This is a genomic window from Candidatus Leptofilum sp. (genome assembly GCF_965223525.1).
Taxonomy (GTDB): Bacteria; Chloroflexota; Anaerolineae; order Promineifilales; family Promineifilaceae; genus Leptofilum.
This window is the reverse complement of sequence record NZ_OZ245005.1, coordinates 1,244,666-1,256,733: the sequence shown is the minus strand read 5'-3', so window position 1 is coordinate 1,256,733 and position 12,068 is coordinate 1,244,666. Positions and strand designations below refer to the sequence as shown.

The window sequence follows — 12,068 nt, the reverse complement described above, 5'->3', positions numbered from 1 at the left end:
GATGCCACTAAAATAGACGAGGCTGAGATTCCCACAACATTTTACCTGCTAACTCTTTATTGTTTCGGCAAATCATGCTAAATGTTGAAAGTGTATCATCTGAAGGCCACCATGAGGCCTGTCCTTCAACACCCTTATACAATTTCCAAAGCCCAGAGATTGCGATATCGAAGGTTTTTGCTTCTAAATACGGTGCATAAAGTGACGAAATTTTCTCAGGAGGCATTGGTTTAATTGCCAAAGGCACTAATTGACCCTCATCGGTCTGGATTGCGTAGTATTCAGCGTCAGGGACTATCTCTGGAAAAAGTGCTCCTTCACTTAGAGCATAATCTCTGTAGTCCTCGACATGTTCAATGGCTGTATGCACAAAACCAGAAAGATAACTGAATGTTCTTTCATATTCTTCCTGCCAACCTATTCGCTCGAGTCTCGAACGCATGTTTGGCTGTTTGCCTTTTTCAAATAGGTTTCCATAGCGGTTAACATCTTTAGAAATCCATACTAAAGTTGTCATGTTTTCAAGTAAACTTCTAAGAACGGCGTAGGCTGGCCTGAAGAGCCCAAGTTTTCGCAAGTGAATTAATGCTTCACACTGCTCTATCTGCATCTCAACAACTCGATAGAAGATTATTTCAAATCGAAACTTGTTGGTAAAAGGACTGGGTGGATCACTTTCACAACAAGTAGCAAGCATTACCTTAGCAGATTCAATAAGCATAGCGTTCACTCATATCCTCAAAATATAACCACACTAATAAATCGACCATTTCCTTCCACCATTCCTGCTCAGAAAATCTAACAAAAATCACCCCAATTCTGACCACCTCTTGGCATCATATCAAAACAGCACCTCCAAAACAATATCATTTCTTGGAGAACAAATTGTCTCTTTCGACCCTAGAATAGATTTGCATCCTGGCCTGAATGGCTTATGATCACGGCATCATTTATTTATTCAAAGGAATGCACCATGACCAAAATAGTTGATCCCGCCCCAGAGGCGAATGAGAGTGAAAACCCAAGCGATTTTTTACGCACGATGGTTAGGGAGGATGTAGAGAACGGCCGTTTCCAGTCCAAAGTCCACACTCGCTTCCCACCTGAACCCAACGGCTACCTGCACATCGGCCACGCCAACGCCATCCACACCAACTACCGCATCGCCACCCAATTTGGCGGCCTGTTCAACCTGCGCTTCGACGACACCAATCCCACCAAAGAAGAAACCGAATATGTCGAAGGCATCATGAATGACATTCAATGGCTGGGCTACGACTGGGAAGACCGCCTCTACTACGCCTCTGACTACTTCGACCAGCTTTACGAATGGGCTATTCAGCTCATCAAAGAAGGCAAAGCGTACGTGGATGATCTGAGCCAGGAAGAGATGCGCGCCTATCGCGGCACGCTCACCGAGCCGGGCAAAAACAGCCCGTACCGTGACCGCAGCGTGGAAGAAAATCTCGATCTGTTTGAGCGGATGAAAAATGGCGAATTTGAAGAAGGCTCCCGCGTTTTGCGCGCCAAAATCGACATGAGTTCGCCCATCATCAACCTGCGCGACCCGGTCATGTACCGCATTCTCAAAGCCCCGCACTGGCGCACCGGCGACAAATGGTGCATCTACCCGATGTACGACTGGGCACATGGCCAATCGGACGCCCTCGAAGGCATTACCCATTCGCTTTGCTCGTTGGAATACGTGAACCATCGGCCACTCTACGACTGGTTTTTGGATCAGATTGACATTGCCCACCATCCGCAGCAGATTGAGTTTGGCCGCCTCAGCATTAGCCACACCATCACCAGCAAGCGCAAACTCATTCGGCTGGTGCAGGAAGGGCACGTCAACGGCTGGGACGACCCTCGGATGCCAACCATTGTGGGTTTGCGGCGACGTGGCTACCCGCCTGCCGCCATCCGCAACTTCCAGGATAGTGTAGGCATGGCACGGTACAATCGCACCGTAGATTTAGCCATGCTGGAAGCGGCCGTTCGTGACGAACTCAACCAGCACGCACCCAGAGCGATGGCTGTGTTACGGCCGTTGCGCGTCATCGTCACCAACTACCCCGAAGATAAAGAGGAGTGGTTCGACGTGCCGGTCTACCCGCAAGACAAGAGCAACATCACCACGCGGCAGGTGCCATTTAGCCGAGAGCTGTTCATTGAGCGGGATGATTACATGGAAAACGCGCCCCGCAAGTTTTACCGACTTAGCGAAGGGCGCGAAGTCCGCTTTTTGGGTGCGTACCTGCTCACATGCAATGAGGCCATCAAGGATGCCGACGGCAATGTGGTGGAACTGCACTGCACCTATGATCCTGAATCGCGCGGGGGAAATTCGCCAAACGGCCGTAAAGTGCGCGGCACCATCCATTGGGTCAGTGCCAAGCACGCGCTCAACGCCGAACTGCGCCAGTACAGCACCCTGTTCAACCGCCCCAACCCAGAAGAGGTAGATGAAGAAGGCCAGGATTTTACCGCCAACATCAACCCAAACTCGCTAGAGATTCTGGACAATGCCAAAGTGGAACCCAACCTTGCCTTTGCCGAAGTTGGCGCAAGCTACCAATTCATGCGCCAGGGCTACTACGCCAAAGACCCAGACAGCACCGAAGACCACCCCGTCTTCAACCTCACCGTGGCCTTGCGTGACTCTTGGGCAAAGACCCAAGCCAAAAGGGCGTGACTAACCTTGTAGGTATAGGTGACAGTCACTTCAGGAAAGTGACTGTCACCTCGAATTTAGCCACACCCAAGTCAAAATAGATAAAGGTTCAACACAAGCAACATCGCAACCAATCGGATAAAACAGAATACAAATTAACCTGATCGAATCAGGCTAATCGGCATCATCTGCACTCTACTTTTTGATTAGATTGTACAGATTTTGATCTGTGCATCTGCCAGGAGGTTGGCTATGAAAGCGTCAAAAGCAGGTCGTATTTGGGTCATTCTCGTTTGTCTTGTGTTATCAATCACTTTCTCCCTTTCACTCAATCACACCCTGGCAGAAACAAGCATCAGTACGGGGCTGGGTACTGGTGTGTTAAATGACAATCTGTTCCGAATTACCTATGGGCAATCTCCTAGCGAAAACAGTACTGCCCCCAGCATTAGCTTTGATGGCACCAAAGTCGCCTTTGAAAGCTTGGCAGACCTGCTTGACGAAGGGCATGACGTGCGTAGCGAAATCTGGCTGTACGACGCTGCCAGCAACGAATTAACTCGCGTTACTTATTCCCAATCCCCAGGGGCAGCCTTTGACCCTAGTATCAGTGCCGATGGCAATAAAATTGCCTTCAGCAGCGACTACAACTTTGTCACCGACCAGGCACAGGATGGCAATTTTGAAGTTTGGATTTACGACACAAATTCCAAAACCATAACCCGTGCTGCCACAATGCCTGATTTTTCTAATGCAGTTAATCAGCCCAGCATCAATTCAGATGGCAGTCGGATTGCTTTTCGCAGCAATACAGATTTATTTTCAGGTACATTTACTGGCCTTGAGATTTGGCTGTACGACAGTGGGACGATGACAGCCACCCGGCTTACCAACTCCGGAGATGTTTTAAGAAACAGCGTTGAGCCTGCTATCAACGCCGATGGAACAATCATTGCTTTTTCCAGCGATGCAGATTTTCTAAGTGAAGGCATTCTAGACGACCAGCAAGAGATATGGTACTACAGCACAAATACCTTAACCGTTACCCGCATCACCACCGCAACCGATAATCTGCGAGACAGCGTGCAGCCAAGCGTCAGTGCCGATGGCACTAAAATTGTCTTTGCCAGCAACAGCGATCTGCTCAACGAAGGTATCCCGTCGAATCAAAGCGAAATCTGGCTGTATGACACCACAACGGCAACATTGACGCGAATAACAACGGCCGTACCAAACGGCCGTGACAGCACAGACCCCAGCATCAGTGCCGATGGCACCAAAATTGCCTTCCGCAGCGATTCCGACTTTCTAGGCGAGGGCATTCCAGAATTGGGCTATGAGATGTGGCTGTATGATATTTCCAGCGATACCTATTCACGCATCACTTATCGTCCCGCAAGCGGCGGCAGCAATCTGCAACCAGCCCTAAGTGGCAATGGCGAGATGGTCGCCTTCCAAAGTTCAGCCAATTATCACGACAGTTGTGCGCCCACCACTGGGGAAATCTGGTTGGCTTCCCCCACAAACCCCACTATCAATTTGAGCCATCAAATCTTTTTACCAATCGTGGTGAAATCAGGCACAACCACCAGCACGCCTGTGGTCTGGGAAGATGATGATTTTGACGCGCTGACGCTGGGAGCCTTGGCAGGCCAAAGCGGCTGGTCATTGGCTGCACCAGATCGCAGCAGTCCCGTTGTCATTGCCGATTCTCCAGGAAATATTTTGGAAATTGACGCAGGCTCATCGGAAACGATTGTTGTAGACAAAAGCGTACTTAGCCAAACAACAGGCATCCATGAGCTAAGTTTCCGCGTGCGGGTTACAGGGGGCATAGTGCCTTCAATGGCTAAAATTGAGGTACGTCCTACCTCTGGCGTGGGCTGGGATAAACTGTTCCAGATTTACTTTGGCGATTCGATGCGTATAAATTATGGCCCCGCACCTGGCCAGGCTTTTACCTTTGTTTGTGCCACGCAGATGGATACATGGTATGACATTTTGGTCAGGATTGATTTGGATAACCAATTGGCATCTGTTTGGGTTGACAGCAATCTGGCCGCCCAAAACATTCCAATCTATCCTGGGTCAATTACCAACCTGGGAATTTCTGGCTGGGATTTTCCGGGAAGCGTGCATCTGGATGATCTGCTTGGGATAAAACCTTAATAGCCAACGCAAAACAGCAAGAAAAGTCAAGAAATCAGGCTCATTCTCCGCTATTCTAATGCTGTAGTGGTTGGTGGCTGGTGGCTAGTAAGTAGCACAATCAACCAGCCACTAACAACCAACAACTCGCAACTAAAAGGAGAATCCCATGAAATTTACGAACGAGCGCATTATTCGAGCCAGTCGGGAAGCGGTGTGGCAAGCCTTTGACAATACCGAAAATTTAAAGACGTGGCAGCCAACGCTGCAAACATTTGAGCATCAGAGCGGCCAACCAGGGCAACCAGGCGCGGTTTCCAAGCTGGTTTATGATGAAAACGGCCGTACCGTCATCCTCATCGAAACCATCACCGAGCGCAACATGCCCGACTCCTTCTCTGGCACCTATGACAACAGCACCGTCTTCAACGCCATCACCAACCGCTTTGAAGCCCTGGACGATAATCGTACCCGCTGGGTTGTTGAGAATGAGTACCGCTTCAAAGGACTCTTTCGGCTGATGGCTCCTTTTGTCAAAGGCTCCATCCAAAAACGCTCTGACGAAGATATGGATCGCTTTGTGGCAATGGTGGAGCAATCCGCGGCATAAATTCAAGAAAATAGACCATACGCATTCCTCCATCTTGGCTCAGAAAGCGTATGGTCTGCCTGATGCAAGTTTGGGGGAAACGGCCGTTCACCATCCGCTTTGATTTTGACACTTGACAATAGCAGCGGTTTCGTTTAAACTCGTTTCATCGTAAAAATACGATAATAAATTAAAAGAGCAAACCAGATGACGGAAACAATAGCCACAATTCCAGAACCGTGCTGCACCTTAGATATCTCCGGTGCGGAACAAGAACGATTGGTCAAAATGTTCAAAGCAATTGGCAATCCCACGCGCTTTGAAATCATGAAGTTTTTGGTAACGCATCCCACCTGCATCACAGGCGATATCGTCAATTTTCTGCCAATTGCCCAAGCTACCGTCTCCCAACATCTAAAGGTGCTGCGCGAGGCGGGCTGGATTGAGGGCACGCTACAAGGTTCAGCCACCAGCTATTGCCTTCATGAGGAAAACATTGCTTGGTTCCGGCAAAAAGTTGGGGAAATTTTTTAATATTTTTTTGCAAACATTCATCGTATTTTTACGATAAAGGATAAAGCCCATGCTAACAGAATTACAGTTTCTTTTTAACTTTGTTATTGAAAACTTGGTCAATATTTGGCCATATCTGCTCATCACCATTCCGGTGGCGGTTGCTGTACAGCTCTCTGGCGCGTCAAAGTATATTCGGCGTGCGTTGACTGCGCGTCCTTTGCTGGCCATTGCTCTGGCAACGGCCGTTGGCGCATTTAGCCCGTTTTGTTCCTGCACCGTCATCCCTGTGGTGGCCGCCATGCTCATTGGTGGCGTACCGTTGGCTCCGGTAATGGCCTTCTGGATTGCGTCCCCCTCAATGGATCCCGAAACTTTATTTTTAAGTGTTGCCACCATTGGCTGGAATTTGGCCATCTGGCGGCTGGTGGCCACGCTAATACTCAGTTTGGCTGCTGGCTACATCACCCACTTTGCCATGACTCGCCGCTGGCTAGGTGAACACATTCTGCGCGATAAAAGTTCTGCTAGCACCGTTTCTGTGGCCTCGCTCAAGGAATTGGTGACAACCAACTGGCACAAGCTAACACAGCGGGTTCGCCAACCGCAACCGTCCCCAACCGCTTTGGCAACGGCGAGCGGCATTAGCATTGGCACTCTAGGACATGAGCCAGTCACAGAATCAGATTGTGATGGCAGCACATCCTGCGCCATGCCAGCCGGTGAAGATGCGCCTGCTTGCGGCACAAGCTGTGCGCGTCCCCTGCCTTTTAGAACCAAGCTACTTCAAGAAACGTGGGCGGCCACATCGTTGGTGCTGCACTTTATGCTACTGGCTTTTGTTTTGGAGGCACTCATCATTCGCTATGTTCCCGAAGCATGGATTACCGATCTGTTGGGGCAAGAAAATCCGCTGGCGATACTGTTTGCAGCTCTCATTGGCGTGCCGGTTTACACCAGTAACTTGGCCGCCTTGCCGATGGTCAGCGGGTTGCTGGCACAGGGGATGAGTCCGGCAGCAGGGCTGGCTTTTTTGGTCGCTGGCCCTACCACCACCTTGCCCGCGATGACGGCCGTATGGCAGCTAGCATCACGGCGTGTTTTTGCACTCTACGTCTCATTTTCCCTAGTCGGAGCCGTCGTTGCAGGCTACCTGTATCATATTCTTGGCTAGAGCTATTGACAGGCTAGACAAGGGGCATATAATTGCACATATACTTGGATCAAAGGAGCATCGAGAATGGCTCAAATAACACTCTATTTAGATGAAAGATTGGAAGCTCGGCTGCGAGCAGCTGCCCAAGCAGCAAACCTTTCACAAAGTCGCTGGGTAGCCAATCTGATTGCCGAGAAGTTGGATGACGAGTGGCCAGCGGCAGTGACAGCTCTAGCAGGAGCATGGCCCGATCTACCAGAGGTGGAAGCAATGCGTGCTACATTGGGGCAAGACACAGTACGGGAGCCAATCGAATAATGTTTGTATTGGACACCAATACCCTGATCTATTTTTTCAAAGGCATGGGGCGAGTGTCAGGGAAGCTGTTGGCCCGTTCACCGAAAGAGATTGGCATTCCCGCAGTAGTGCTGTATGAGTTGGAAGTGGGGTTGGCTAAGTCAGCGCAGCCTGAGAAGCGGCAGCAGCAACTTGCAGAGATGTTAGCTGTCGTCGCTATTTTGCCCTTTGGTTCAATTGAGGCGCGGCAAGCAGCCCAAATTCGAGCCACATTGGAGCAGGCAGGAAAACCCATTGGCCCGTATGATCTGCTCATAGCTGGCACGGCATTAGCGCATAACCACACATTGGTAACGCATAACGTGAAGGAGTTTGGACGTATACCGAGACTTCTAATTGAGGATTGGTATTAATATTGTTTGAATGCAGCAATGGTTGAGAATCATTTGAGGTTATTTTGTGAATGATTATTTAGTTCGTGCGCTAGCGCGGGAGGCTGGTGTGCGTGTCATTGTCTCTAGCAACAGTGGCTTGGCGCTAGAAGCGGCTGATCGGCATGGCACCTTCCCCATCGCCAGCATTGCCCTGGGCCACGCCCTCACCGGGGCCGCGCTGATGGGTGCCATGCTCAAGGTGCGGCAGCGCATTGCCATCAAGTTTGAGGGCAGCGGGCCGCTACAGAAAATATTGGTCGAGTCAGATAACAACGGCCGTATCCGGGGCTATGTCTCCCAACCACTCGTCAATCTACCCAGCCAAACCCGCGAACAAGTTGCCGCCGCCCTGGGCGACACCGGGCTGCTCACCGTCGTGCGCGACGTGCTGCTGCCGGAGCTGGTTGAAAGCACCGTTCCGCTGTCCAGCGGCGACATCGCCGTCGAGCTTACCTTTTTTCTCAATCAGTCCGAGCAAATCCCGTCGCTTATTGAAATCAGCCACATTGCCGATGAAGATGGGACGCTGCAAGCGGTGGGCGGCCTGCTCATCCAGGCATTGCCGCCATACGAAACCGACATTGTGCAGCAGCTTCGCAATAACATTCAAGAGCTACCCCCGGTAGCCGATTTGCTACATAGCGATAAAACGCCAGAAGAGATTTTAGCGTTACTGTTTGGGAAGATGCCGTATAAACTGCTGGAGCAACGGCCGTTGCGCTTTGAATGTGGCTGTAGCCGCTCCCGCAGCGAACAAGCCCTCATCTCCTTGGGCGCAATAGAACTTCGCCAAATTATCAATACCGAGGGGGAAGCTATCGTTGATTGCCACTTTTGCCATGAGCAATATCTATTCAGCCGTGAAGAGCTAGAAGCCTTGCTAGAAACCATGTAAACTATGCGTCAACCAACTAAAATTACCCCTTACACCAACGAGGAACGCATATCCGACCAAATCGAATCTACTATTCGATTTACGGGCATCGGTGTCAACGTCGTTGTCATCGCCATGGCTGTTGTTGCCATCGTTCCCTTGCTTTTTTCTACCCGGTTTTGGGCATTGCCTTCCTGGCAAATTGGCCTTGTCCTACTCTGTTGGCTTGTCTATACGGTCAACGGCACGGGCGGCATGATGCTGCACGAGCGATTCCTTAATGTTCCTTTGGTGCCTTATCTTTACTTTGGCATTCAATTTGCAGCCATCGCTGGGTTGCTATTTCTAACCCGAGACACAGGTTCTGGGTCTGTTTGGATCTTGATTCTGCCGATTGCTGCTCAAAGTTTATCACGCGGTTGGCTATTTACGGCCGTTGTAAGCCTTGGCCTGCTGGGGCTTATCTGGCGTGCTTACTTTCCTGATCAACCTTTTCTAGAAACCATCATTGATCTGCTGTCAATCAGTGCGGCCATGGTGTTTACCCTCATCTTCACCAGCATTGCCGTGCGTGAAAGCAGTGCCCGGAATGAAGTTCAGCGGCTGGCAACCGATTTGCGACAAGCCAACCACCGCCTGGCGGAATACGCCGCCCAGGTGGAGGATCTGGCCACTATGCGCGAGCGCAACCGCGTCGCCCGCGAAATTCATGATAATTTGGGTCACTACCTCACGGTGGTCAACGTGCAAATCGAAGCCGCCAAAACCATCATGACCCAAAACCCGGAAAAAGCACAGGACGCGCTGGATAAAGCGCAAAATCTAACGCAAGAGGGATTAACGGCCGTTCGTCACTCCGTAAATGCCTTGCGCGAATCCCCCCTGGAAAACCAATCGCTAGCCGAAGCATTGGAACAGCTAGCCGAAGCTGCCCGCGAAACTGGCCTCGTGGTTGATTTGCAAATTCAGGGGGAACCGACGACCCGTGACCCCAAAGTGGCACTTACGCTGTACCGTGCCGTACAGGAAGGCTTTACTAATGTGCGTAAGCACGCCCGCGCCTCGCGCGTGGACGTATTGCTGCAATATGCGCCAGCAGAAACTGTCCTCACCATGCAAGACAACGGCATCGGCACCGACCTAACCACAAAACCGACCAGCAGCTTTGGCCTGATTGGCATTAAGGAGCGGGTGCAGCTTTTGAACGGCCGTATGCACATCAAAACCGCCCCACAACAAGGCTTCCAATTCAGCATCACCCTGCCAAAAACCAGCTAAACCTCACAATCCCAGCAGAAAAAAACTAGATAAGCCGTTTCACCTGCATAGGGCACCAGTTTTTAACGCGCCCTTTGGCAAATGGGCCTGCGGGCGGAGCCACTTTGGTTCTGTGGGCGGATGTGGTCACTGAACCACTTGTTTACACTCAGAACAGGTATTGATTTGTGGCTGGTTTTAGTGGTTAGTTTTAGTAGCTTGTTTCAGCGACTAGCCACTACCCACCGGCCACTAACGGAGGCTTTGCATGAACAACATCGTTTTACAAACTGATGATCTGAGCAAAAATTTTGGGGCGGTTACGGCCGTTCAATCCGTCAACTTGCGGGTGCAGCAGGGGGAGGTGTTTGGCTTTCTGGGGCCAAACGGCGCGGGGAAAACAACCACCATTGGCATGGTATTGGGGCTGATTCATCCCAGCGCCGGGCGCATTACCCTGTTCGATAAGCCGGTAATGCCCAGCCAAAACGGTGCGCTGAAGCAGGTTGGCTCGCTGGTGGGTGCGCCGTCGCTCATTCCCTACCTGACGGCACGAAAAAATTTGCAGCTTGTGGCCAAGTTGCATGATGGGGTAGATGACGGCAGTATCAACGAAGTACTAGAACTAGTCGGCCTCACCCAGGCCGCTGAGCGCAAAGTGGCGGGCTTCTCCACCGGGATGAAGCAGCGGCTGGGGCTGGGCGCGGCACTGCTGCATCGGCCGTCACTCATCATTCTGGATGAGCCAACCAACGGGCTAGACCCCGCCGGAATGCGCGAAGTTCGCACCCTCATCCGCCAGCTAGCCGACGACGGCATCACCATCTTCCTTAGCAGCCACCTGCTGCACGAGGTGGAGCAAGTATGCGACCGCATCGCTGTCATTCGCCAGGGCGAGATTGTAGCCCAGGGCGCAGTGGAAGAGCTGCTAAACCAAAGCGAACAATCGGTACGGCTCAAAGTGAAAAATCCAGATCAGGCAGCAGAACTGCTCGCCCAACTGCCCCAGGCAGCGATTGTAACCAACGGTGGGTATGTACAGGTAAGCGGCATCGAGAGTGAAACGGCCGTCGCCCATCTAGCCCAAAATGGCATCATCCCCAGCGAAGTTATCACGCAGAAGTCAGATTTGGAAAGCTTATTTTTAGAGCTGACAAAATAATTCTTGAAACGTGAAACGTGATTTTTTTTACTCACGTTTCACGTTTCACGCCTCACCCAAGGAGAACCTCATGTTTTGGCAAATGGTATCTGTGGAACAAAAGAAGTTAACCAATCGCAAAATTTTGTGGATAGAAATGGCCTTTGCAGCGGCAGCGGCCGTTTTTATACCGCTGGTCATCTATCTGGCTAGCCAATCAACCGACAGCAACGTGGTCATCACGGCAGATGGCTCGGTGGAAGAGCTGGTCGCCTGGCCGCTAGCGCTCCGCCTGGGCATTGATATGACCGCTGGCAGCGGCCTCGGAGGATTATTTATCGTCATTTTGGTGGGCACGCTCACGGCGCAAGAGTACGGCTGGCGCACAATGCAGCTCTGGCTCAGTCATGGGGTTTCGCGTCCGGTTTTGATGCTGGCCAAGTTTACGGCCGTAATCCTCCCCGCCATTCTCATCGTCATGGCCGCTTTTGTGGGCGGAGCCATAACGACCGGCCTTATTACCCAAAGCATTCAGGGTAGCTTACCCTTTGCCGAAGTAGATTGGTGGCAAGCATTCTTGAGCATACTGCGGACGGCGTACACGCTGCTCCCTTACGCGGCGCTTACCTTTCTGCTGGCTGTGGCAACGCGATCCACTGTGGTGGCCGTAGGCGGTGGTTTGGCCTACGCCATGCTCATTGAAGGCGTGCTGCGACAGTTTCTTGGATTTGCGGGCGGCTTCTGGGGCGACATCCCCCATTATTTGCCCGGTGGTCTCAGCAACAGCCTCACCTCGCTCAATCGCGTCAGCGCTACAGCCGAGGCGGGGCTAATCTCTACCGTTCCGAGTGACGTCAGTGCTGAAACGGCCGCTTTCGGCATTGCCCTCTACACCATTTTGTTTGTCGGGCTGGCTGTGCTGGCTTTCCGGCGGCAAGATTTGGGTGGGTAAATTATTGTAGAGACGTTGCAGTGCAACGTCTCT

12 protein-coding genes are annotated in these 12,068 nt (G+C 51.4%); 11 read left to right on the top strand and 1 reads right to left on the bottom strand.

Features of this window, described 5'->3' with window-relative positions; translation table 11 throughout:
• Nucleotides 1-7: 7 nt before the first annotated feature.
• On the bottom strand, nucleotides 8-721 hold the full coding sequence (locus tag ACOQPM_RS22475; protein WP_420630628.1) for a hypothetical protein: 714 nt from the start codon (nucleotides 719-721) through the stop codon (nucleotides 8-10).
• Between the two features lie 252 nt (nucleotides 722-973).
• Here ACOQPM_RS22475 and ACOQPM_RS22470 point away from each other — a divergent pair, with 252 nt between their 5' ends.
• From ACOQPM_RS22470 to ACOQPM_RS22420, 11 genes are all read left to right on the top strand, one after another.
• Nucleotides 974-2,695: a glutamine--tRNA ligase/YqeY domain fusion protein gene (locus tag ACOQPM_RS22470; RefSeq protein ID WP_420630627.1), complete on the top strand. Its 1,722-nt coding sequence runs from the start codon at nucleotides 974-976 to the stop codon at nucleotides 2,693-2,695.
• A gap of 231 nt (nucleotides 2,696-2,926) precedes the next feature.
• Nucleotides 2,927-4,843, top strand: a complete 1,917-nt coding sequence (locus ACOQPM_RS22465; protein ID WP_420630626.1) for a TolB family protein — start codon at nucleotides 2,927-2,929, stop codon at nucleotides 4,841-4,843.
• Between the two features lie 148 nt (nucleotides 4,844-4,991).
• Nucleotides 4,992-5,432, top strand: a complete 441-nt coding sequence (locus ACOQPM_RS22460) for an SRPBCC family protein (protein ID WP_420630625.1) — start codon at nucleotides 4,992-4,994, stop codon at nucleotides 5,430-5,432.
• 186 nt (nucleotides 5,433-5,618) lie between these two features.
• Nucleotides 5,619-5,945 (top strand): ArsR/SmtB family transcription factor, encoded by a 327-nt coding sequence (locus ACOQPM_RS22455; RefSeq protein WP_420630624.1) that lies wholly within the window; start codon nucleotides 5,619-5,621, stop codon nucleotides 5,943-5,945.
• Nucleotides 5,946-5,994: 49 nt separating this feature from the next.
• Nucleotides 5,995-7,098 (top strand): permease, encoded by a 1,104-nt coding sequence (locus ACOQPM_RS22450; RefSeq protein WP_420630623.1) that lies wholly within the window; start codon nucleotides 5,995-5,997, stop codon nucleotides 7,096-7,098.
• A gap of 66 nt (nucleotides 7,099-7,164) precedes the next feature.
• The gene (locus ACOQPM_RS22445; protein WP_420630622.1) at nucleotides 7,165-7,398 is read left to right on the top strand and encodes a CopG family transcriptional regulator; all 234 of its coding nucleotides are present in this window, start codon (nucleotides 7,165-7,167) and stop codon (nucleotides 7,396-7,398) included.
• Nucleotides 7,395-7,790, top strand: a complete 396-nt coding sequence (locus ACOQPM_RS22440) for a type II toxin-antitoxin system VapC family toxin (protein ID WP_420632412.1) — start codon at nucleotides 7,395-7,397, stop codon at nucleotides 7,788-7,790. Before ACOQPM_RS22445 ends, ACOQPM_RS22440 begins: the two co-directional genes overlap by 4 nt.
• A gap of 46 nt (nucleotides 7,791-7,836) precedes the next feature.
• A complete protein-coding gene (gene hslO / locus ACOQPM_RS22435; RefSeq protein ID WP_420630621.1) occupies nucleotides 7,837-8,706 on the top strand; it encodes an Hsp33 family molecular chaperone HslO in 870 nt (289 codons plus the stop codon).
• 3 nt (nucleotides 8,707-8,709) lie between these two features.
• Nucleotides 8,710-9,963, top strand: coding sequence for a sensor histidine kinase (locus ACOQPM_RS22430; RefSeq protein WP_420630620.1), 1,254 nt, complete (start codon nucleotides 8,710-8,712; stop codon nucleotides 9,961-9,963).
• 247 nt (nucleotides 9,964-10,210) lie between these two features.
• Entirely contained in the window at nucleotides 10,211-11,104 is an 894-nt protein-coding gene (locus ACOQPM_RS22425) for an ABC transporter ATP-binding protein (protein WP_420630619.1), read from the top strand.
• 70 nt (nucleotides 11,105-11,174) lie between these two features.
• Nucleotides 11,175-12,035 (top strand): ABC transporter permease subunit, encoded by an 861-nt coding sequence (locus ACOQPM_RS22420; RefSeq protein WP_420630618.1) that lies wholly within the window; start codon nucleotides 11,175-11,177, stop codon nucleotides 12,033-12,035.
• Nucleotides 12,036-12,068: the final 33 nt, after the last annotated feature.